This window comes from Cellulosimicrobium sp. PMB13, from assembly GCF_051294865.1.
GTDB lineage: Bacteria > Actinomycetota > Actinomycetes > Actinomycetales > Cellulomonadaceae > Cellulosimicrobium.
Window position 1 is genome coordinate 370,121 of sequence record NZ_CP145910.1, and the last position, 21,600, is coordinate 391,720.

Below are 21,600 nucleotides of genomic sequence, written 5' to 3' on the forward strand. Positions count from 1 at the left end.
GGAACTTTTCTCGCACTAGGATCGAGAATCGGTTAAACCTCTGTGTCTCTTCCTTCGAACTGGGTGCGGAGTTCAGCCAGCGGTACACGTCGCCCATTCCGTTCGATTCTCCAGTACGACCACCCGTTGATCGCGTGCCCAGTTACGGCGCTACCTGCCGCTGAAGGGCTCGGGTACACGTTGCCGTCGAGGTGAATCCGCCCCTCCTCGCTGATATTCGCCACGACTGCGCCGGCCCGCGCGTAAATCTTCGCGCCGGGGGCGAGGAGTCCTGCCTGGATGAGATCGCCTACGTTGGTACGGACCCTTGAGACGCGGGTTCTCCGTGCACCATCACTGGCTGGCGACATCGCTGCGCCGTCGTCGCGCACCTCCTCGACCAAGGGCTCGGATTCGATGGAGTCACCGCCATCCCAGCCCAAGAGCTCCGCAAATTCGTCAGCATGGATCCTCTGCGACGGGTCGGCGCGCCCGTCCGTGTCGAACCGCACGCCCTCGGAGTGCAGGAGCGCCTGAGGGGACTCCGTTCGCCCGGACGACGACCACCGAAAGCCCGGCGCGACCGTCCCTCCGGCTTGCAGTACGCGATACGCGAACGGCTCGGCGCCGGTCGCCAGACGCGTGCCCAGTGGTACCGGCGCTGTCCCGAGGAGTACCGCGATATCGCCGTAGGTGGTCCATCGCCCCGCGGGGATCTCCGCGAGGATCTCTCCGAGACGTCGCCACATGGTGGCCGTACGGTCCGCCGACTCCCGCTCGACGGCCACGTCCTCGTCCGGTCCAGGCCACAGTTCGGTGATGCGCGCCGCGAGTTCATCTGATCGCCGTCGGATGTCGGTCAATGCCCACGACGGGTACTGCGCGACTGCGCGGTTCATGGCCAGGCCGCTGTCCCGCAGAAACCCTCGCTTGTGCTCCCAGGGGCGATTGCTGAGCTCGGAGTTGTACCCGGTCAATGTCAGGTTCCCGATCGTGTGCAAAGCGGCCTCGACGTCCAGGTCTTCAACCTTTACGGACTCGGCGAGCGCATCGTGCCACTCCGGGGTGAGCGTCTGGGGCAGGAGGTGCTCGATGGTCAGCCCCCCAGGATTCACCAACTCCTTCCCTGCGTAGGACTCCTCGAGCCAGAGCAAGATGAGCTTCTGCTGTGCCTTCCGACCCTGCCAGTAGAACGGCACGGAACGCACGGCGTCCCGCACCTGGGAGTCTGTGCCCCAGTGCTTCCGTCCGGACGAGAGCGACGCACGCAGGGCGGCGACCACGTCCGGGCCCTTTGCCAGATCTGAGACGGCGCTGAGCAGCGCGCGGTTCAGGTTCGCGGTCGCGCGCCCGATGATCACACGTCTGACCAGGTAGCTCTCTAGTATCGTGAGCGCCTCAGCGACCTCTTCGCTGCTCGCTGCCCCTTCCGCCCTCCGAGCGAGCAGATTCAACACGACCGGATAGACCGTCGTCGTTCCCCAGGCCTTAATACGGCTCAGACGCTTCCTGACGTCTCGGTGCGACTCTCGCGACGGCTCAAGTGCGATCGCGAGCAGATGGCCCAACTCGGCGATGCGCCGGATCTCGGCCTCGACCTCGGCCTCCGACCGGAGCAGGTTGAGTCGCGCCTGTTGACCAACGTACGTGTCAGCCTGCTTCGCGTTCTCGTCCCTCTGCACCAGGTCGAGCCAGAACAAGAGCTCGAGTCGGTCGGGTGACAAGGCGTCCTGCAACGGGACCCAGATGGACTCGTAGACGGCCTCCGCACGCGAGGGCAGGCGCATGAACAGATAGTTCCTCAGGAGGTCGCCCTGAGTGAGCCGCAGACCCGTGTTGTTGAGCGACTCGAAGATCCGGTGGGCGTTGTCGCCCGGCTGGGCGGTGACCACAACGAGCGCCAACCCGCGTAGCACGGTTTCCTCGATCCGTTCGAGGTTCAGCCGGTCGTCCGAGTCACCGACCGTACTGATGCGCGACCGAAAGAACCTGTAAGCAGCACCGACGTTGTCGTCCCCTCCGGCCACCGGCGTGCTGCGGATGGCGGCGAGGTACGCCGGGCGGTCCTTCTGGGTCGGGAGGAGTTTCGTGGGTTGTCCGTCCTCGTAGCGGTTCACGAGGTACTGGTCGTCGATGCGAGCACGGTGACCGTCGCCCTCTGTCGCTACCCTGTGGTCGCGCAGCGCCGCGAGGAGAATCGTGAGCGTCGTCAGGCGTTGCTGTCCGTCCACCACCAAATACCGCTGCACCCCGACCGGCCCGGAATCAGGGCTCGATGCGAGCACCAAGGACCCGACGAAGTGAGTCGTCGACGGCTCGTTCGTCCGGTCCGACGCGAGCTGGACGATGTCACGCCACAACTGGTCGAGCTGCCGCTGCGCCCAGGAGTAGACCCGTTGGTAGAGCGGTACCTGGTACTGCCGCTTCCCTTCCAGTACGCCTTCGAGGTTGGTCTCCTTGGCGCTGACCACGTGATCGCTCCGTTCGACGGCCGTCGGTGCTCGACGGGGCGCTTCTGTATGTCTTGGCGCAGGGTATCGATTCCCTCGCGGCCAACGGAGTAGGAGTCCGAGTGTCGTCAGATTCCGACCCGCACGTCTACCCCACGGCTCGATCGGCACGAGGCGGCAGACCGAATCTCGGAGCCTCAGGCGCAGCCGTCGTAGACACGGCTCGTTGGCAGTTCCATGAAGCGCGACGGGCATGTCGGTGCTTCTCGCTCGTCGTGCCGGTGGCGCACGTCTGCTCCGCCACCGCCTGCCTACGTCAGCACCGGGCCGCTCATAGCCGCCCTCGTCGAGATAGACGTCGACGAATCCCCGGTTGAAGTACGCGGCGGCCGCCGCGTGCCTGTCTCGGTGTCCCGCGGCGACGTAGCTTCGCGCTTGCGGTGCCCACACCAGGTCGAAGTCGAGGTCCGCAGCAATCTCCCGCATGCGAGCGACGGGTACTCCGTCCTGCCACCGCGGATCTCCTTGTCGCACTCGCTGCACAGCTCTCGCTCGGCACGGTCGGTCGCGTCGGCGACGATCAGCTGCGACAGGTCCGTCGTCTGCAGGTGGCTGCACCCGAGGACGTGCAGTCGTCCACGCCCTTTCGTGCGGTAGAGCTCGGCGCCGTCGACCAGCTCGTTCTCGTTCATCGCTCTCCTCCGTCGAGTCGAGCGCTGGGCGAGCCGTCTCGCGACTCGCCCAGCGCCGTCGGACACGTCTCAGCGCGCGGCGGGAACCGACGCGCCCAGCGGACCGGCCAGCCTCTGTACGTCGCGCGTGTAGCAGTAGAAGCCAGGGACGCGAGCGCCGTCGGGCCGGAAGGTGACCTTGTTGAGCTCGCCCTTCCGGTTCGCGATGACGGCCCAGTGCACCGGCCCTCGCTGCGCTGCGTCGACGAGCTCCTGGATGGCGGCGCGCGTCGTGTCGGCGTTGAGGAACACCGGGACACCGCGGACCGTCGCGAACACGACGGCGCGCCCGCCGAACGTCGCGACGTCCGCGAGCGTCGGTGAACCCGAGGCGAGGACGGAGCGCAGCTGCGCGACAAGCTCCGCCTCCGAGAACGGCGCCGCCTGGATGCCGTCGCCGGCGGGCCGGCCTGCGGTGCGGGCCTCGGGTCGAGCCGTGGGACGCGCCGCGCGCGGCCCGCCGCTGGGGGCGGCGGCGCTGAGGCGCTCGGCCTCCGTGTACGCGGCGTGCTGGTCTCGCGCTGCGGCGGGGGCCGCCCCCGCCCGCACGGCGCCGCGCATCGCGGCCATGCTGCGCGACGTCGCGGTGTAGGCCTGCTCGACGTTCGCCGTGTCGTAGGTGAGCGACCGCTCACGCTTCACGCCGATCGACGCGCCGACCTCGATGGCGTCCTGGTTCGCGCCCATGTAGAGGAACGTCCAGCCGAACGTCTCCTCGCGCTCGGTGACCAGCGCCTTGATCGCGGCGTGCGTGAACTCCTTCGACGCGTTCTCCATGCCGTCGGTCATGATGCCGACGATCACCGCGCCCGGGCGCTGCTCCTCCGGCAGCTGCGCGATGCGCAGCGCGGTCGTCTGGACGAGCCGTCCGATCGAGTCGAGCAGCGCCGTCATGCCGCGCGGTCGCAGGTCGAGGGGCGGCACTTCGCGGACGTCGAGGTCGGTGTAGACCTCCTCGTACTCGTTGTCGAACTGCGCGAGCGTGACCGTGCAGCGGCCCGGCGCCTCGCGCTGCTCGGAGAGGAACAGGTCGAAGCCCTGCTCGGTGGCCGCCTTGATCGACTGCATCGAACCGGACCGGTCGAGCAGCATGGCGAGGTGGGTGAGGGCGATGTCAGGCATGGCGGTTCCCTTCGTCGTGCTGCTGGTCTGGGTCCTGAAGAGTGGTGCGGGCTCAGCTGCGGCGTCGTCGGAACCGCAGCGGTTCGGTGGACGACGGCGCGGCCGGCGGCGGGGTGCCGCGCTCCCGGTCGTAGCGGGCCCGGGTGACGCCCTCGGCCGAGACGCGGCCGTCCGGACCGGAGTAGCCACCGAGCGACTCGGTCCGACCGAGCCGCGGCGGCACGGTGTTGGGTGCGACGCCCGCCTCCTCCGCGACGGACCGCATCGACGCCCCGGCGAGCAACGACTCGGCCATCGCCTCGTCGAGGGCGGCATCGAGGAAGCCACGTGCCCGGGCGAGCGGCTCCACCGCTTCACCCGGCGCAGCCTTCGTCGCCTCGTCGAGCGCCGCACGGACGGCGTCGAGGCGAGGGCGGGGCTGTCGCGCCGGGGTCGAGGTCATGCGATCAGGCTATGTGCAGTAACTGCACATGCGCAAGAGGTGCACGCAGTTTTCACCCGCACGGTGGACGCGGACGGGCACGAGGTCGCACCTACTGTGGCGGCGTGACCTCGACGCTGAACGTCCCGACGATCCTGACGCCCGGTTCCCGTGCCCAGGCCGTCGAACACCTCCGCCGTTACTTCGGTCCCGTCGACGGGACGTCTGGCTGGGCGGGCTCACGGTTCGAGCGCCTGGCGGGTGGAGGTGACCGCCCGGACGTCGCCGACCGGTTCACGGCGGACGACCTCGTCGCCGTCTCGCTCCTGTCGGTGAACGTGCCACCTCACGGAGCGATTCAGCTCCTCGAGTCTCGTGCGGACGAGCTCGCGCGCCTGCTCGCCGAGATCCCTCACGACCTCGAGCTGGTCGACGTGGAGTCGATCCCCGACGACTGGGCCCCGAACCGCCTGTGGGCGGCGTTGCGCGACGTCCGTGGCATCGGCTGGGTCACCGCGGGCAAGCTGCTGGCACGCAAGCGTCCCCGTCTCATCCCGGTCTACGACAGCGTCGTGCAGGCGGCGGTCACGCCCACGGCCTCGTTCTGGGAAGCACTGCGCGCAGCGCTGCGCGCCGACGACCGCGCGCTCCACCGCCACCTCCTCTCACTCCGTGACGAGGCCGGCATCGGCGACGACATCTCGGCGCTGCGTGTCTTCGACGTCGTCGTGTGGATGCACTACCGCTATCTCGACCCCACCACTGACGCCGAAGCCGCCTGATGACCGAGGGACACCTCTTCGTCGTCAACGGGCGCCTCGAGGCGCTGAGCGCCGACGCCGTCGTCATCCCGACCGACGCGGCGTTCCACGTCGAGCGCTGGTGGCGCGACGCGGCCGGCCTGGAGCCCGCGACCACCTGGGGCCAGGTCAAGCCGGGCGGCTGGGGGCAGGGCGCCGCCCTCCCCGCGCGGGCATCCCGCCGTGGCACGAAGCACTAGCCAGAGGTCTGGTTCCTCGACACCATCGCCACCACGCCCGACGGCGTCGGCGACGCCGCTCGCCGGGCCGTCGCCGCGATCGTCGAGCACTCGACCGACCGTCTCCGCACCGCTGCCGAGACGGCGGGTCGCGACCTGCCGCTCGTCGCGCTCCCGGTCATCGGCACCGGCTACGGCGGCCATCGCCTGCGGCGCGGCCAGGTCATCTCGGCGCTCCTCACCACCCTGCACGACGCCGCACGCGACCACGGCGTCGACGTCGCCCTCGTCGCGTCGAACCGGGCGGACTACTCGGCGCTGCAGCACCGCCGTCGGGCGCTGGCTCAACCCACCGGGCTCCCGCCGGAGACGACGACACGAGCGCAGGAACTGGGCCGGCACGCCTCCGACGGTGACCTCGCCCTCTTCTTCGGCGCCGGCGTGAGCATCGCCGCGGGACTGCCGTCGTGGAACCACCTGCTCACCGAGCTTGTCGCGAAGCTCGACCTGGACCGCGACGTGCGCGAACGTATCAGCGAGCTCGGACCGCTCGAGCAGGCGGAGCTCATCCAGGTCGCGCTCGCCGACCGGTCCGCGCGCGCCAAGGCCGATACGCAGAAGGCGCTCGGCAGCCGCGTCGCGAGCATCATCAGGGCGGCGTCCGCCCGGCCAAGCCTCGCCCACACCCTCCTCGCGAGCATGCGCGTGCGCGAGGCGGCGACGACCAACTACGACCAGCTCTACGAGCAGGCCGTCACCGCGATCGCCGGCCGCCCGTCCGACCAACAGCGGGTCGTCATCGACCGGCTCCCATGGGACCGCACGAGCACCGACCGGCCGTGGCTGCTCAAGATGCACGGAGACGTGGAGCACCCGGACTCGATCGTGCTGTCCCGCAGCTCGTTCGTGCACTACGACACCCGGTGGAAGCCCGTCGGGTCGCTCGTCCAGTCGCTAATGATGACGAAGCACCTGCTCGTCGTCGGGGCGTCGATGACCGACGACAACCTGCTGCGCTTCGCCTACGAGGTGGCGGGTCTCCGCGCGAGCATCGAGAAGCGCGACCCGAGCGCACCGGAGATCGGTACGGTTGTCCACCTCGCCGACGACGCGGCGTTCAGCCGCCTGTGGAAGGGCCGGTTCGACGTCGTCGTCCCCACCCTGGACGCCGACGACCGGAACCGGGCTTCGACGCCTGAGCCCACCGCGTCGGACGAGGAGCGGTACGACCGCGAAGAGGCCGAGCGCCGGCGGGCCGCGCGAGCGCTCACGGTGTTCCTCGACGTCGTCGCGATGCACGCGGAGCGCGACGCTCCGTACCTCCTCGACGACCGGTACGCCGACGAGCGAGGGGACGAGGCGGTGTCGCTCGTCGCCGATCTGCGAAGCCTGGCGAAGGCCGCTCGTCGGATCGGCACGGACGATGCCTGGACCCAGCTCGCCGACGCCCTCGACCAGTTCGGTGCAGGATCCACCGGTCGCTGACCGCGGTCATCGCGTTGCGCACACCTCCCGCAGCAGCCGCACCGCCTTGGGCCCGACCCCGTGCAGAGCGAGCAGCTCCGCGTTGCTCAGCCGCGCGACGTCGGACAGCGACGTGAGGCCCACGCCGGCGAGGGCACGACTGGCCGGTCCGCCGATCGACGCGGGCAGGTCCCCGACCTGCCCCGGCTCGGCAGCGTCCCCCGCCGCGACCGACGCCGCGAGGCGCTTCGGCGCACGGTGCAGCCACGCCCTGCGCACCCAGTGGTTGAGCTGCTGCCCGTTCACGTCGGCGAGCGGAACGCACGCCCCGAGCAGGGAGTCGCCCCGCGTCAGCCGCGACGCACCGGCGTGCTCGGCGAGCAGCCGCTCGACGTCGTCGGCCGAGAGGTGGAGCCGGACGACGTCGTCCGTCGTCACCGACACGAACCCCCTGTCGCGGACCCGGAACGCGACCATCCCGACGTGCGGCTTCTCGACGGTCTCGGGCAGCGCGAGCGCGGCCTTGCGGAGCTGGGCGAGCGTCGTCATGCCGCCACGATGCCACGGGCCGTCGGCCGCCCTCTCGCCGACCATGCGACCAGCCACCGCCGACCACGGGCTTGCCCACCGAATCTGCCGCAGAACGGTGGCCTATCCCGTGTTCGGCGAGCCAACCCGGCCGCCCCGCGAGCCTCCCCGGCTCGGCGGGCACAGCAGCGGGCCGCGCCCCGAGGGAGCGCGACCCGCCGTCGTTCCTGTGCTTGCTGCGTCAGAGCGTCAGGGCGTCGATCGCCTCAGCACCTCGGCAGCACATCAGTCGTGCCATCAGTCGTCAGCGGCCGATGTCCGACAGCTCCGCCGCAGCGATGATCAGCTGCCGCTCGGCGCCGATGAGCACTCCGGCGTCGACGAGGTCCGCCGTCACCTCGCGCACGTGGCGGACGAACTCGCGGTGCGTCGGGTACTCGTCGTCCTCGGCGATGTGGTCGTTGACGGTGCAGCCCTCGCCGTCGTCGAAGTTCCCGACCGTGCTGTCGTTGCCGTCGATGACGACCGTCGGCCGCACGTCCGAGCCGGGGCAGCGGTCGCGCAGCAGCTGGACGACGGTGAACGTCACCTCGCCCGTCTGCGACGTCTCACCGGCACCGTTGACCGCCCGGTAGCGCACGACGTGCTCGCCGTCCGCCGCGACGACGAACGGTGCGGCGTAGCGCTGCCACGTGCCGCCGTCGACCTGGAACTCGGTGCGGTCGACGCCCGACTCCTCGTCGACGGCCGTGAGCGTCACGGTCGCCCGCCCGACGAACGCGCCGTCGCGGTTGCGGCTGCCGCCGATGCCCGCGGTGACCTCGGGACCGCCCGTGCCCGGGTCCTCGCCCTCGATGTCGACGACGACGCTCTTCGGCGCCGACACGTTGCCGGCGACGTCCGTCGCGCGGTACGTGACGGTGTGCTCGCCCGGGGTGCGCAGCGAGATCTGCTTGGCGTACGGCAGCCACTCGCCGCCGTCGACCTGGTACTCGATCGACGCGACGCCGGAGCCGGCGTCGGTCCCGCGCAGTCGGACGAACGCGGGACCGACGTACTCGCCGGCTTCGTTCTTCTGGCCGTAGACGCGGTGGTCGACCTCGGGGGCCACCGTGTCGCTCCCGTCGCCTTCCACGACCACGAAGGTCACGGTGCCGGCCTCGGAGACGTTGCCGGCCTCGTCGGTCGCGCGGTAGGCGAGCGTGTGCTGGCCGGGCTCGTCGACGACGACGGCCTCGGTGTACGGGGCCCAGCCCGCGCCGTCGAGGTCGTACTCGACGGACGCGACACCGGAGCCGTCATCGGTGGCGGTGATCATGACGGACGCGGAGCCCACGTAGGCGCCGTCGTCGTCCTGCGTTCCGCTGAGCTCGGTGGCCACCGTGGGAGCGGTCGTGTCCTCACCGCCGTCGGCGACGACGGTGAACTCGGTGACCGTCTCCTCGGAGACGTTGCCCGCGACGTCGGTCGCCCGGTAGACGAGCGTGTGCTCTCCGGGCTCGTCGATCACGACCGGCTCGGTGTACTCAACCCAGCCCGCGCCGTCGAGGTCGTACTCGACGGTCTCGACGCCGGACGCGTCGTCGGTCGCGGTGAGCGTCGCGGTCGCCGACCCGACGAACGCGCCGTTGTCGTCCAGCTCGCCCGTGACCTCGGCGGCCACCGTCGGCGCCGTGGTGTCCTCGCCGCCGCCGTCGGCGACGACGGTGAACGTCGACGTGCCGACCTCGGAGACGTTGCCCGCCTCGTCCGTCGCGCGGTACTGCACCGCGTACTCGCCGGGCTCGGTGAACTGCACGGTCGTCGTGTACGGCAGCCAGGTACCGTCGACCGCGTACTCGATCGACGCGACGCCCGAGCCGCCGGTCTCGTCGGTCGCGTGGAGCATGAAGCCGGCCGAGCCGACGTACGCGCCGTTCTCGTCCTGCTCGCCCATGACCATCGGCTCGACGACCGGGGCGGTCGTGTCCTCCTGGACGTCGCCCTCGACGACGGTGAACGTCGCCGTCTGCGGCTCGGACGTGTTGCCCGCCGTGTCGGTCGCGCGGAACTGGAGCGTGTGCGCCCCGACCGCGTCGACGACGAACGGCTCGTCGTAGGCCTGCCAGCCCGCGCCGTCGAGGTCGTACTCGACGCCCGCGACGCCCGACCCGTCGTCGGTCGCGGCCAGCGTGACGGTCGCGCCGCCGACGTACGCGCCGTCGCCGTCCTGCTCGCCCGTCACCTGCGCGGTGACCGACGGCGCGGTGGTGTCGTCGCCCCCGCCGTCACCCGTGACGACGAGCTCGCCCCACATCTCGCCGTGGCCCGGGATCGCGCAGAAGTAGCGGTACGTGCCCTCGGTGAGCACGACCTCGGCCTCGTGCAGACCGCCGTTCGCGTCGAACGGGCTCGCGAGGATGTTGAGGTTCACGTCGTGGTTGTAGCCGGGGGTCGCCGTGTCGAACGTCAGCGTGTGGCTCATGCCGAACGTGTTGCCGGTGGCGAGGCTGTTCTCGAAGACGATCGTCGCGGGACCGGCGGTCGCCGTCGCGGGGAACGCCTTGTAGTCGCTGACGCTGTTGTCGCCGGTCCAGGTCAGGACCTGCTCGGCCGCGACCTGGGCGTCGGGCGCCGCGGGTGCCGCGGCCGACGGCGCGGTCGCCGTGGGCAGGGGGCTCGCCGTCGCCGGGGCGACGGAGATGACCGTCGCCGCGGTGAGGCCGGCGACCACGGCGGCTACCAGCCGCTGTGCGCCGCGCGCTCTCGCGCTGTGTCGTTCCATGGGGGTGCACTCCTCGTCGATGTGCAGATGGTTCAGGGTGTGGGACCGGGGCGTCGCCCCGGAAGGCTCGTGCGCCGCGTGGGCGGCGCGGTACCGGGCCGGCGGGGATGCTCCCCCGCCGGCCCGGCCGGGTGCTACAGGTCGGCCACCCGGATGTCACGGAACTCGATGAGGTCCGCGTTCCCGTGGTTCTGGAGCCCGATGAAACCGCGCTCGAACTGGCGCAGGTCCGTCGGCGGGTCGCCCGCGCGCGACGACTCCTGGCCCGGCGAGTTCTCGAACTCGTTGATGACCTCGCCGTTGCGGATGATCGTGTACTGCTGGCCGACCACCCGGATCTCGTACTCGTTCCACTCGCCCTTCGGCTTCAGCCCCGGGGTGTCGAGACCGAGCGGGTCGAAGTTGTAGACCGAGCCGGTCTTCTGCGGCTCGCCCGTCGGGCCGTCGTAGATCTGGATCTCGTGACCGCACGAGATCGCGACCCACGCCGGGGACTGGCCCTCGGCGCACTCGGCGTCGCCGGGTGCGTCGGGGTTCGGGAACCGCGTGAAGACGCCGCTGTTCGCGAAGGTGCTGCCCTGCGAGATGTCGCGGTACAGGAGCTTCACGGAGAAGTCCCCGAGCTCTTCGCCCGCGTACCAGAGCATGCCGAGCCCGCCCTGCGAGCGGAGCGACCCGTCGGGCTGCAGCACGAACCTGCCGCCGGGAGCCTGCTTCCAGTCGAACAGCGACTCCTGGGTGCCGTCGAAGATCGTCCGGTAACCGCCCGGGTCGACCCCGATCTGCGAGCGCGCGGCCGCGTTGACCAGCGCGTTGCGCTCGGCGCCCGTGATGCGGCTGTCGTCGAAGAGGCTCTTCGCGACGGCCCGCACGTGACGCAGGAACTTCTGGTGCGTGTCCCACTCCTTCTCGTCCTGGAACAGGTCGGCGATGGTGCAGCCGCCCAGGTCGTCGTTGGCGACGCCGGAGTCGATGTCGCCGAAGAAGACGGTCCCGCGGTCGTCCGGCAGCGTGCACGTGGTGCTCGCGTCGGCCGTGACCTTCTCCGTGCTGCCGTCGGCGTACGTGACGGTCAGCGTCGCCTCGTACTCGCCCACCCGGGGGTAGGTGTGCTTCGGGTTCGCCTTGGTCGACGTCGCACCGTCACCGAAGTCCCAGTGGTAGGACACGCCGCCGGAGCGGGCTCCGGTGAAGGCCACCGTGAGCGGGTCGCCCTGGATGCTCGCCGCGGACGCGGTCGGGGCCGGGGTCGGAGCGCCGCCCTGGTACGTGATCCGCATGAGCTTCTGGTTCGGGTCGAGGCTGAAGAAGCCTCCCGCGTAGTCGACCATGTACAGCGCGCCGTCCGGACCGAACTTCGCGTCCATCCAGCTCTGCAGCAGCCCGTCACCGCGACCGCCCGGGATGATCTGGCGCAGGTCCTCCATGAAGACAGGAGCACCGGCCTCGTCCACGGTCTCCGGGTCGACCGTCACCGCGACGCGGTTGTTCGAGTTCGACTGGTCGCCGACGAACCACTTGCCCTCCCAGTACGACGGCCACGCGACGTCGGACTCCGGGTCGACCTGCGACTGCCGGAAGGTGGGACCGGACATGACGGCCTGGCCGCCACCCCGCAGCCACGGGATGGTGTAGGTCGCGTCCTCCTCCTCGTACGTCGGGATGCCGTTGCCGCGGTCGGGGAAGACCGGCCCGCCGCCCGAGGGCGAGTACCAGATCATGTTGTCCCGCACGGGCGGGAGGTCCACGAGGCCGGTGTTGCGCGGCGACGTGTTTTTCGGGTTGTCGCAGTCGTACCAGCCGGTGAGGACGCTCGCGTCCTCGTTGCTCCGGTCACGGTACGGCTGCTTGTTGCCCATGCAGTACGGCCAGCCCTGGTTGCCCGCGGACGTGATGATCGTCGCGGTCTCGTACTTGGCCGGGCCGAGCTCGGGGTTCGGGCTGCCGGCGTCCGGCCCGACCCAGGCGGCGGTCAGCCAGTCGGTGTCGGGGTCGATCTGCAGGCGCGAGATGTTGCGCACGCCCATGACGTAGATCTCGGGGCGCGTCTTGTCCGCGGGGTACTCGCCCACCGGGAACAGGTTGTCGTCCGGGATCGTGTAGGTGCCGTCGGCCTCGGGGTGGATCCGCAGGATCTTGCCGTTGAGGTCGTTCGTGTTGCCCGAGGTACGGCGGGCGTCCTGGAAGCTGATGCCCGCGTACTCCTGCGTCCAGTTGTTGCCGGAGTACCCGTTCGAGCCGCCGGACGAGTTGTTGTCGCCCGAGCCGATGTACAGGTTGCCCTCGTCGTCGAACGCCATGCCGCCGCCCGCGTGGCAGCAGCTGTGGATCTGCGTCTCCCACTCGAGCAGGTCGACCCGCGTGCTCTGGTCGATCGTCGGGGTCGCGGGGTCGTACGTGAACCGCGAGACGGTCCGGTACCCCACGCGCCGCTCACGGTCGATGTTCTCGTGCGGCATCCAGTACACGTAGAGCCAGTGGTTGTTCGCGAAGTCCGGGTCGGGGACGATGCCGAGCAGCCCCTCCTCGTTCTTCACGAGCTCGTCGCCGCTGCCGCGGTTGCCCATGACGTCGAGCGTCGTGAGCAGCTTCGCCTCACCCGTCTCCGGGTCCCACTGGTGGATCGTGCCGCAGCCGAGGCCCACGTTCGGGTCGCTCCACGGGACGATCGGGCCGGTCGTGCACGCGCCACGCCCGATGTAGAAGACCGTGCCGTCGGGCGCGATCGTCAGGCCGTGCTGCTCGCCGTTCTGGTCCAGCGTGCCGGGCGTGTTCACCTTGGACAGGCGCTCGGCCTTGTAGTTCGACGCGATGGTCGCCTGGCAGTCGCCACGCACGACACCGGTCGTCCACTGGAGTGCGCCGAGCAGGTGCTCGCGGAACGTCTCGTCCGCCCAGCTCTCCGGCGTGCCGCCGAGACCCGTGTAGAACGAGCGGCCGCCGTCGTAGTCGCGGCACCAGGACACGGGGTGGAACGGGTTGGTCGTCGGCCCGGCGTCGGGGCCCGGCTCGACCTGCGCGACGGTGTGCACCTGACCGGTCGGGCTGTCCGCCCAGTCGAGCCACTTGTCGTCGCGCTCCCACGTGAGCGGCAGCTCTGCCGTCGCGGGGTGCTGCCGGTCGATCAGGTCGACCGTGCGCGTCTCGACCGGGATCTCGGGCTCCGGCTGGTTCACCGCCTCGTCGTCGAACAGCGAGATCTCGGCGAGCTGCGTCAGCCCCTCGCCGGCGTTCTTCGTGATGTCGAGCCGGTACCACTCGTACGCGGTGTCGCTCTCGACGTCGAAGTTGCGGGGCTGGAAGCGCTGCGGGAAGTCCTCGTCGGTCCGTGCGTCGACGTCTTCCCACGTCTGGCCGTCCGTCGAGCCCTGGAGGGTCCAGTTCTGCGGGTCGCGACCGGCCGAGTCGTTGGCCGAGATGAGCGTGTAGCGCGCGAGCTCGAGCGGCTCCTCGAGCCGCAGCGTGATGGTCGCGGTGGGCTCGAACGCAAGCCACTTGGTGCCGGGGTCGCCGTCGACGAGGTTCGGTGCGTCCTCGTTCGGCGGGTTCTCCGCGGTCGCGGAGACCTCGGCGACGTCCGCGGCGTCCGGCTGCGCGCCGGCGATCCGGGCGCCGACGAGGCCCGTGAACCACTGCGACGCCTCCTGGGCGCGCGCAGCGTCACGCACACCGAGGAACCCTCCGCCGCCGTTCACGTAGGCCTGGAGCGCTGCCTCCTGGGCGGCGCTCAGCTCGATGCCCTCTGCGGACAGCATGACGACGCCGCGGTAGTCGCTCAGCGCCGCCTCGGTGAAGACCGCCGGGTCGGACGACGCCTCGACGGCGAACCCGTTCGCGGCACCGAGCTGCGAGAGGGCCTGCGTCGCCTCGACGACCGGGTCGTCCTGCGCGTCCGGGGCGCCGTGGAACACCAGCACGCGGACGGGCTCGGCGGCGGTCGCCGTCTTCACGGCGGCGGGCTGGGCCGCCGTCGAGGTGGTGCCGGTGGTCAGGCTCGACTGCGCGGACGCCGGGATCACGGCCGCGCTCGCGACGAGCGCGACGCTCGTCAGACCCACGGCGACCGAGCGGAGCGCTCCCGGTCGGGAGCGCCCTCTCGTGGTGGGGGACGTTGCACGTCTGGATAGCACTCTCCAACTCCTTCGTCATCGGTGCGGTGCACCCGGACGGGACCGGGCGCCGGGTGGGACGGCTCGTGGTGAGCGGTCCGGTCAGTGGTCGGTGTGCACCGCCAGGGGCGGCAGACCCGCGACGCCGTGGTCCGTGTGGGCGGCGTCCGCCCCGGCCTCCGGGGCCGCCGTCGTCCCGCTGGGCGTGCCCGACGTCGTGTGGGCGCCGTGGGCGTGGAAGCGGTCGATGGACTCCTGGGCGCCGGCCGGCATGCTGCCGTCGGCGTTGCGGACGAGGAAGATGCCGGCCATGCCGCCGTCGGCGTGGAACTGGACGTGGCAGTGGTACATCCACGCCCCGGCCCCGACCCCCAGCCCGGCGACGACCTGGAACCCGAACGCGTCGCCGGGGTTGAGGTCGCGGTTGTCCACGACCTGGCTCACGTCCTCGCGACCGGACAGCAGGCCGGTGCGGTTGTTCGCCCAGCGGTGCGCGTGCAGGTGGAAGGTGTGGAACGTGTTGCCGTGGCCGATGCAGATGAACTCGACGCGCTCCCCGAGGTTCGCCTCGAACATCGGGGTGTTCGGGGCGGCCTTGTTGTTGATGAGCATGTCGTTGAACACGACCGTGAACTGCTTCTCGGGGAGCACGTCCCCGACCCGGCGCACGACGAGCGCGCCGTACAGCCCGGCGGCGATGCCCGGCGTCCCGTGCTCTCCCCACGCGTGGTCGTGGTAGTGCCAGTAGCCGGCGCTCCCGGGCATCCAGATGCCCCGGTCACGGCGCATCGGCACGGTCGACCAGACGTACGTGCGGGTCTCCCCCGGCTCGTTGAACGAGTCGTTGAACGGGCTGCCGTCGCTGTTGACGTCGTAGTTCACGCCGTGGGGGTGGATCGACAGGCGCTGGTCGGTGGTGTTGACCAGCGTGATCTCGAGCGTCTCGCCCTCCCACATCTCGAGGATCGGCCCGGGGACCGTGGCCTTCCCGGGCTCGAGCCCGTAGCCGACGGTCTTCGCGTCGATGCGCTCGGCGTACATCGTGATCTTGCGGACGGTGCCGCTCACGGCGGTGGCAGCGGGCGCGGCGGCCGCCGGCGTGGCGGCGACGACGCTGCCTCCCGAGCCGAGCACGAGCGCCGCGGCGGGGCTCGCGGCGACGACACCGGCACCGATGAGCAGGGAACGTCGGGACAGCGGCTTCGTGGGGGACTCACCGTCTGTCGTCGGTGCGGACATGGTTCTCCTTCCGGACGGAGGCATGCCGAGTCGACCCGGCGCGTCGGCGCGCCGGGGCGATCGGTGCCACGTCTTTCGTTCGAGCGGTCACGGGCCGAGGCCCGGCCGCGAGGGCACGACTGAGAACGCGGGGTCGTTCCCGCGCTGGAGGTACGTCGGAGGCGTGATGAGGTTGTCGGACGAGCGGGGCTCACCGCGCGGCGGGCAGGTACCCGAGCCGCGAGGAGGTCCAGGGCCAGCGAGGGCCGTGCCGGTGCACGCCGCGATGCGTGCGGTCCGGCGGTCGGTCCGGACGACCGGCTTCCCCTGGGCCAGACCTCCGGATCCCCCGGTGGATTCCAGGGGCAACTGCGATTCATCACACCCCACGCAGACAGCGGTGTCAACAGATGTACGGAAGTTTTGTCGCGAACGCGCAAAAGTCTCCTGTCCATCGACAGAGCGCTCAGCATGTGGGAGCGGTGCCACCCCGAAGCGGCCCTCCGGGACACGCGAGGAGGCGGCTGCGCTCGTACGCTCGCGGGATGCGACAGATCGTCCTGCTCGGCGCGACGGGGTACACCGGCACGCTCATCGCCCACGAGCTCGTGCGGCGCGGAACCCGCCCGCTGCTCGCAGGGCGGTCGCCCGACCGCCTGGCGTCGCTCGCCGACGACCTGGCGGGCTCGACCGGCCCGCGGCTCGAGACGGCCGTCGCCGACGTGGACGACCCCGCCTCGGTGCGCGCGCTCGTCGAGCGCGGCGACGTGCTCGTGTCGACGGTCGGGCCGTTCGTGCGGCACGGCGCGGCAGCCGTCGAGGCCGCGATCGACGCGGGCGCCGTCTACCTCGACTCGACGGGCGAGCCCGCGTTCATCCGGGAGGTCGTCGAGCGGTACGGCCCGCGAGCGCGCGCGGCAGGCACCGCGCTCCTCACCGCGTTCGGCCACGACTGGGTGCCGGGCAACGTCGCGGGCGCGCTCGCCCTGCGCGATGCCGGCGACGCCGCGACGCGGTTGAGCGTCGGCTACTTCGGCAGCGGCGGGGGTGGCATCAGCGGGGGGACGCGGGCGAGCGCCGCGCTCGTCGTGCTGCAGCCGTCGTACGCGTTCCGCGGTGGGCGCCTGCGTGCCGAGCGGGTCGGCGCGCGCGTCGTGAGCTTCGACCTGGGCCGCGGACGACGTGTCCACGGCGTGTCGGCGGGCGGGACGGAGCCGTTCACCCTCCCGGCCCTCGCGCCGGGACTGCGCGACGTCGACGTCGTGATCGGCGCCAGGACCCCCGCACTGCGGCTCGTCCCCGCGGCGACGGCGGTCCTCGCCGGGGCGCTGCACGTCCCGGGCGTGGGCGCCGTCGTGCGCCGAGCGGTCGAGGCGCGGTCGACCGGCTCGTCCGGCGGCCCCGACGCCGCGCGGCGCGCGCGCTCGCGCAGCCACGTGCTCGCGGACGCCCGCGGCGCCGATGGCGCGCTCCTGCGCCGCGTGCGCCTCGACGGGCCCGACCCCTACGACCTCACGGCCCGGCTCCTCGCGTGGGGCGCACTTCGCGCTGCGGAGGGAGGCGTGCGCGACGTCGGCGCGCTGGGCCCGGTCGACGCGTTCGGCCTCGACGCGCTGCTCGACGCGCTCCGTGAGGCAGGCGTCAGCATCCGCTGACTCCAGCCCTCACCGTCAACGGGCGAGGGCATCGACCGTGCCGGACCCGTGACGTCCCGATCTACCGGCCCCGGGGCCGCCCCGACCGCTCGGTCCGGGACACTGGGCGCGTGAACCGCCCTCGCCCCGCCGTCGCGCACCGCCCCACGATGGTCTGGACGCGCGTGCGGGGCGGCGTCCGCGGCCGCGAGCGCCTCACGCCCTTCCTGGACTTCCTGGCGGTCCTGCTCGTCCTCGTCGCACTGGTCGGGGGCAGCGTGTGGCTGTGCGTGGTGGCGCTGCGCGCCGGCGAGGGCCTCGCGGCGGCCCTCATGGCGCTCGTCGCGCTCGCGTTCGCGGTCGGGACCGGCATCTACGTGCGTGCCCCGCTGCGTCAGGCGATCGTCCTGCGGCCGGACGCGGTCGAGCTGCCCACGGGCCGCACGGAGACGACCCGCGTCGTCGTGCGCTGGGACGACGTCGCGGGCGTGCGCGTCGTGCCGGGCGAACGTCGTCCGGCGCTGGCGGTGGACCTGCACGCCGCGGCCGGCATCGTCCTGGCCGAGGGCGAGGACCTCCTGCGCGCGCGGCTGCCCGGTGCCGTGCCGGACCTGGGCGCCGTCGACCTCGTGGACGCCGAGGCGGTCGCGCTCGTGCTGCGCCACCTCCTGGACCACCCCGACGACCGGGCACTCCTCGCCGCGCGCCAAGGGCTGGGGATCGTCCTCGCGTTCGCCCGCCCGGTCTACGGGACGACGGAACCCTGAGACCGGCGGAGTGGCGCGCGTCAGCCCGCGAGCACCTCGCGCAGGGTCTTCGCGAACGCCGCCGGGTCGTTGTCCGGCGACCACTCGTTCACCATGAAGCCGCCGTGGTCGCCGGGGAACGTGACCGCCTCGACGCCGAGCGCCTCCGCGACCGCGAACCCACCGCGCCACGCGAGCGTCCCCTCGCCGTCCGCGCTGATCGCGGGGGCGATCCGCACCCCGGACGACCGCAGCGCCTCGACGTCCGGGGCGTACAGCGGCTGGGCCGCCAGGTTCCCGTACAGCAGCACGTCGTCGCGGGACCCGTCGTCCTCCGTCGGCATCCCGAACATCGCGGGGTCGGGCGCGGGGCGGTCGAGGTAGTCGGCCGGCAGGGGGCCGACGTGGCTGACGAGGGCGATGAACTTCGCCATCGCCGGCCCGTACCCGTCGCGGTGGTAGGTGGCGACGATGTCGAGCTCGGCCGCGTCCGCGACCTCGCCGTCCTCGAGCACGGCCGTGACCGGCGGCTCGTGCGCGACGAGGGTGCGCAGGTCCTCCGGGTGCTGCTCGATCCAGGACAGGCCCACGATCCCGCCGCCGCTCGACCCGAAGACGTCGACGGGCCCGATGCCGAGCGCCTCGACGATCCTGTGCAGGTCGTCCGCGTGCAGCGGCATGGTCACCTCGCCACCCGGCGCGAGGGTGCTGCGCTCCGCGCCGCGCGGGTCGTAGAGCACGAGCGTCCGGTCGTCGAGGTGCTCCACGAGCTGCGTGAACCCCGACGCGGCCATCGGGGAGCCCATGACGACGAGCGGCGGCTCGTCGCTCGGCGTCCCGGGCCGCAGCACGTCGTAGGTCAGGACGGCACCCGGCACGTCCAGGGTGTGGGTCGTGCGCTCGCTCATGACAGCCTCCGCGTCTCGGTCCTCCAGACCCGCCCGCCCTGCGGCGGGGTCGTGTCCTCGTGGACTGTAGACGCGGGCGCCTGCGGAAACTGATCGGCCCGGGTGGCCTCGCCGGCCCCGGTGCGCCCCCGTGGGTGCCGGACGTCAGCCCATGAAGACGGTCGAGACGACGGCGCCGACCACGGCGACCAGCGCCATCGCACCGCCGATGACGGCCGCCACGACGCCGATCTTCGTCGACGTCGACATCTTCTCCCGCAGACCGAGCGACGCCGCGGCCTCCGAGACGAGGCGGTGCCCGAGCGCCGTGGAGAACGCGTAGTCCACGACGGTTTCGACCCGCCCGGCATCGCTCACCCCGACGACCTTCTTCGCGGAGTAGGTCCACGTCTTGCCCTGGAACCCCGAGGCGCGGAGGGTCGCGCCGACGTGCGGGACAGGACCCGACGGGCCGGCCGTCCAGCCGACCTCCATGCGGCGGTCGGTCGTCGCGTAGGAGCGCCCGTCCGGGGTGACCCGGACGACGAGCTCGTGCGTCTCGCGCAGCCCGCTGCGGGACAGCACGCCCCACCAGCGCGCGTCGGCGAGGTCGAGCCGCATCGTGAACCCGTCGGGGCGCGGGTCGGCGATCCGGTAGGGCGTCCGCTCGAGCCGCTGCCCGACGGCGGCGGCGAGGTCTGCGGCGGTCGGCACGGCGCCCACCCTACGACCCGTCAGCCGGTCAGCTCGACGAACGTGTCCTTGTCGACCTCGCGCAGCCCGTCGATGCCCGGTTGGAGCAGTGCCCGGGACGTGTCGTCGAGCGGGAGCCAGGCGTACTCGGTGGTCGTCGACGAGAAGCTCGGCTCCGTCCGGTCGGGCAGCTGGTAGACGACGTCGTTCCGGTCGAGGATCGGGAGGTCTGTCGCATCGTCGAAGCACGCGTGACGCGTCCACTCCACGAGCTCGTCGCCCGGCCACGCGCCGTCGGGCACGCCGTCGATGACGGGCGCCTCCTGCCCCGTGAGGTCGAAGCACGTCGCGTCGCGCCCGGCGACCGTGGTCGCGGTCGGCGCGCCGACCGTCACGTCCTCCTGCGCGGCGATCTGCTCGATCTCGTCGGTGAGGCTGCGCAGCTCGTCGAGCCGGGTGGCGAGCTGCTCCGGGACCGTGCCCTCCTGGATCTCGTCCCAGTTCTCGGGGGGCAGCGTGAACCGCGTGTAGACGCCCGCGGGCGCGCTCACCCACCAGTACGTCATCTGGCCCGGCGGGCCGTCGGGGTCGACGTGGTGCACCTCCTCCATCCCCTCCCCCGACGTCCCGATCCACGACTCCGGTTCCTCCACCGAGATCCAGCGGCTCACGCTGCCGTCTCCCGCGACGTACTCGACGATGGTCCCCGGGTCGACGCCGGCGTCTCCCGGGTGCTGCACGCCGTGGGTCGACCGCACCTCGAGCACCAGGCTCGCGAGGTCGATGGTCTCGACGGCCGACCTCGCCCGCTCCGCGTACGCGACGGCCGGGATCACGGAGGCCCCCTGCGCGCCCGTGCCTCCCGTGGCGTCCGTGCCGCCCGCGGTCGGGCCGTCGGTGCTCGGGCCCGACGGGAAGTCCTCGTCGCGCACGACACCGTCCCGCACGACCCCGTCCCGCAGGGCGAGCGCGGCGCCCTCGCGCGACGGCCCGCCGGGCACGACGAGCGTGGGCACGACGAGCGCGACGGCCACGACCGCACCGACCCCGGCGACCCCCGACGCCGCCCGCACGAGCCGACGTCGCCGAGCGACGTCGCCGGGCGCGACCCCGTCCGTCCGGCGGCGCACCTCGTCGAGGACCGCGTCGCCGTCGAACCGGTCGTCCCCCTCGCCCGCCTGCGCGCGCAACCTCTCCAGCGGGTCGTTCATCGCGTCCCCTCCTCGTGCCTCGTCCCCGCCCCGACGAGCGGGCGCGGCTCCCCCTGGACGGCGAGGGGTCCCGCGCCGTCGTCGTCCTGCTCGTACAGGCGCGCGAGGCGCGCCTTGGCCCGCCGGACCCGGACCGACGCGGTGTTCGGCCGGCACCCGAGCGCCTCGGCGAGCTCCGGGAGGGCCAGGTCCTCGACCACGAGCAGCCGCAGCACCTCCTGGTCGCGCGCCGGCAGCCGCGACAGCATGCGCTCCACGGCGTCCTGCCCGACGACGGCCCCCGAGTGGTCCGGCGACGACACCACCGCGACGTGCTCCAGCCGGTTCGCGAGCGCGGCACGCCGCGTGCCGGCGCGCAGGTGGTTCGCGAGCACGTTGCGCGTGACGCGCAGCAGCCACCCGAGCTCGTGCTCCGGGACCTCCGTGATCCGCCGCCACGCGACGACGAACACCTCGCACACGACGTCCTCGGCGTCCTGCGGCCCGAGCCGGACCCGCGCGCACCGGTACACGGCGCCCGCATGGTCGCGGTACAGCCGGTCGAGACGCTCCCGCGCCTCTTCCACCCCGGGGGGCCTCATCGCGGCTCCTCTGCTGTCGTCGGGGACACCGGCCGTTCCCGCCCACTGGGATATGTCCGGCTGGGCGTGTCTCGTGACACCCG

Annotated in this window: 17 protein-coding genes; 5 read left to right on the forward strand and 12 right to left on the reverse strand. The window is 71.9% G+C overall.

The features are described 5' to 3' along the window. Positions 1-32 precede the first annotated feature (32 nt). The 4 genes from V5D56_RS01915 to V5D56_RS01930 form a co-directional block, all read right to left on the reverse strand. On the reverse strand, positions 33-2,450 hold the full coding sequence (locus V5D56_RS01915) for a GmrSD restriction endonuclease domain-containing protein (protein ID WP_435737375.1): 2,418 nt from the start codon (positions 2,448-2,450) through the stop codon (positions 33-35). 290 nt (positions 2,451-2,740) lie between these two features. After that, on the reverse strand, positions 2,741-3,121 hold the full coding sequence (locus V5D56_RS01920; RefSeq protein ID WP_435737376.1) for a hypothetical protein: 381 nt from the start codon (positions 3,119-3,121) through the stop codon (positions 2,741-2,743). Positions 3,122-3,190: 69 nt separating this feature from the next. After that, entirely contained in the window at positions 3,191-4,282 is a 1,092-nt protein-coding gene (locus V5D56_RS01925) for a hypothetical protein (RefSeq protein WP_435737377.1), read from the reverse strand. Between the two features lie 52 nt (positions 4,283-4,334). After that, positions 4,335-4,724 (reverse strand): hypothetical protein, encoded by a 390-nt coding sequence (locus V5D56_RS01930; protein WP_435737378.1) that lies wholly within the window; start codon positions 4,722-4,724, stop codon positions 4,335-4,337. Positions 4,725-4,828: 104 nt separating this feature from the next. On the opposite strand from V5D56_RS01930, the gene V5D56_RS01935 reads away from it, so the two are divergent. The 3 genes from V5D56_RS01935 to V5D56_RS01945 all read left to right on the forward strand — a co-directional run bounded on the left by V5D56_RS01935 (position 4,829) and on the right by V5D56_RS01945 (position 7,167). Next, positions 4,829-5,485: a DUF6308 family protein gene (locus V5D56_RS01935; protein ID WP_435737379.1), complete on the forward strand. Its 657-nt coding sequence runs from the start codon at positions 4,829-4,831 to the stop codon at positions 5,483-5,485. Continuing rightward, on the forward strand, positions 5,485-5,703 hold the full coding sequence (locus tag V5D56_RS01940) for a hypothetical protein (RefSeq protein ID WP_435737380.1): 219 nt from the start codon (positions 5,485-5,487) through the stop codon (positions 5,701-5,703). Before V5D56_RS01935 ends, V5D56_RS01940 begins: the two co-directional genes overlap by 1 nt. Before the next feature lie 420 nt (positions 5,704-6,123). Continuing rightward, the gene (locus V5D56_RS01945; RefSeq protein WP_435737381.1) at positions 6,124-7,167 is read left to right on the forward strand and encodes an SIR2 family protein; all 1,044 of its coding nucleotides are present in this window, start codon (positions 6,124-6,126) and stop codon (positions 7,165-7,167) included. A 6-nt stretch (positions 7,168-7,173) separates the two neighbouring features. On the opposite strand, the gene V5D56_RS01950 is transcribed toward V5D56_RS01945, so the two are convergent. The 4 genes from V5D56_RS01950 to V5D56_RS01965 form a co-directional block, all read right to left on the reverse strand. After that, the gene (locus V5D56_RS01950; RefSeq protein ID WP_435737382.1) at positions 7,174-7,695 is read right to left on the reverse strand and encodes a hypothetical protein; all 522 of its coding nucleotides are present in this window, start codon (positions 7,693-7,695) and stop codon (positions 7,174-7,176) included. A 283-nt stretch (positions 7,696-7,978) separates the two neighbouring features. Continuing rightward, positions 7,979-10,438, reverse strand: a complete 2,460-nt coding sequence (locus V5D56_RS01955; RefSeq protein WP_435737383.1) for an OmpL47-type beta-barrel domain-containing protein — start codon at positions 10,436-10,438, stop codon at positions 7,979-7,981. Positions 10,439-10,572: 134 nt separating this feature from the next. Further along, positions 10,573-14,496, reverse strand: coding sequence for a ThuA domain-containing protein (locus tag V5D56_RS01960; protein WP_435737384.1), 3,924 nt, complete (start codon positions 14,494-14,496; stop codon positions 10,573-10,575). Positions 14,497-14,649: 153 nt separating this feature from the next. Then, a complete protein-coding gene (locus V5D56_RS01965; protein ID WP_435737385.1) occupies positions 14,650-15,786 on the reverse strand; it encodes a multicopper oxidase domain-containing protein in 1,137 nt (378 codons plus the stop codon). 524 nt (positions 15,787-16,310) lie between these two features. Here V5D56_RS01965 and V5D56_RS01970 point away from each other — a divergent pair. After that, on the forward strand, positions 16,311-17,420 hold the full coding sequence (locus tag V5D56_RS01970; RefSeq protein WP_435737386.1) for a saccharopine dehydrogenase family protein: 1,110 nt from the start codon (positions 16,311-16,313) through the stop codon (positions 17,418-17,420). 110 nt (positions 17,421-17,530) lie between these two features. Then, complete coding sequence (locus V5D56_RS01975; protein ID WP_435737387.1) at positions 17,531-18,166, forward strand: hypothetical protein; 636 nt, start codon at positions 17,531-17,533, stop codon at positions 18,164-18,166. A 20-nt stretch (positions 18,167-18,186) separates the two neighbouring features. Here the strand turns inward: V5D56_RS01975 and V5D56_RS01980 are convergent, their stop codons facing one another. From V5D56_RS01980 to V5D56_RS01995, 4 genes are all read right to left on the reverse strand, one after another. Then, positions 18,187-19,053, reverse strand: a complete 867-nt coding sequence (locus V5D56_RS01980) for an alpha/beta fold hydrolase (protein WP_435737388.1) — start codon at positions 19,051-19,053, stop codon at positions 18,187-18,189. A 144-nt stretch (positions 19,054-19,197) separates the two neighbouring features. Then, on the reverse strand, positions 19,198-19,746 hold the full coding sequence (locus tag V5D56_RS01985; RefSeq protein WP_435737389.1) for a hypothetical protein: 549 nt from the start codon (positions 19,744-19,746) through the stop codon (positions 19,198-19,200). A gap of 20 nt (positions 19,747-19,766) precedes the next feature. Beyond that, positions 19,767-20,936, reverse strand: coding sequence for a hypothetical protein (locus V5D56_RS01990; protein ID WP_435737390.1), 1,170 nt, complete (start codon positions 20,934-20,936; stop codon positions 19,767-19,769). Next, positions 20,933-21,517 carry an RNA polymerase sigma factor gene (locus tag V5D56_RS01995; protein ID WP_435737391.1) on the reverse strand — a complete coding sequence of 195 codons (585 nt, stop codon included), beginning with the start codon at positions 21,515-21,517 and terminating at the stop codon, positions 20,933-20,935. Before V5D56_RS01995 ends, V5D56_RS01990 begins: the two co-directional genes overlap by 4 nt. Positions 21,518-21,600: the final 83 nt, after the last annotated feature.

Excerpts from the sequence above, each read along its gene's own strand:
- V5D56_RS01920 (WP_435737376.1), bottom strand. The coding sequence starts at position 3,121 with ATGAACGAGAACGAGCTGGTCGACGGCGCCGAGCTCTACCGCACGAAA.
- V5D56_RS01925 (WP_435737377.1), bottom strand. The coding sequence starts at position 4,282 with ATGCCTGACATCGCCCTCACCCACCTCGCCATGCTGCTCGACCGGTCC.
- V5D56_RS01930 (WP_435737378.1), bottom strand. The coding sequence starts at position 4,724 with ATGACCTCGACCCCGGCGCGACAGCCCCGCCCTCGCCTCGACGCCGTC.
- V5D56_RS01940 (WP_435737380.1), top strand. The coding sequence starts at position 5,485 with ATGACCGAGGGACACCTCTTCGTCGTCAACGGGCGCCTCGAGGCGCTG.
- V5D56_RS01950 (WP_435737382.1), bottom strand. The coding sequence starts at position 7,695 with ATGACGACGCTCGCCCAGCTCCGCAAGGCCGCGCTCGCGCTGCCCGAG.
- V5D56_RS01955 (WP_435737383.1), bottom strand. The coding sequence starts at position 10,438 with ATGGAACGACACAGCGCGAGAGCGCGCGGCGCACAGCGGCTGGTAGCC.
- V5D56_RS01965 (WP_435737385.1), bottom strand. The coding sequence starts at position 15,786 with ATGTCCGCACCGACGACAGACGGTGAGTCCCCCACGAAGCCGCTGTCC.
- V5D56_RS01970 (WP_435737386.1), top strand. The coding sequence starts at position 16,311 with ATGCGACAGATCGTCCTGCTCGGCGCGACGGGGTACACCGGCACGCTC.
- V5D56_RS01980 (WP_435737388.1), bottom strand. The coding sequence starts at position 19,053 with ATGAGCGAGCGCACGACCCACACCCTGGACGTGCCGGGTGCCGTCCTG.
- V5D56_RS01990 (WP_435737390.1), bottom strand. The coding sequence starts at position 20,936 with ATGAACGACCCGCTGGAGAGGTTGCGCGCGCAGGCGGGCGAGGGGGAC.
- V5D56_RS01995 (WP_435737391.1), bottom strand. The coding sequence starts at position 21,517 with ATGAGGCCCCCCGGGGTGGAAGAGGCGCGGGAGCGTCTCGACCGGCTG.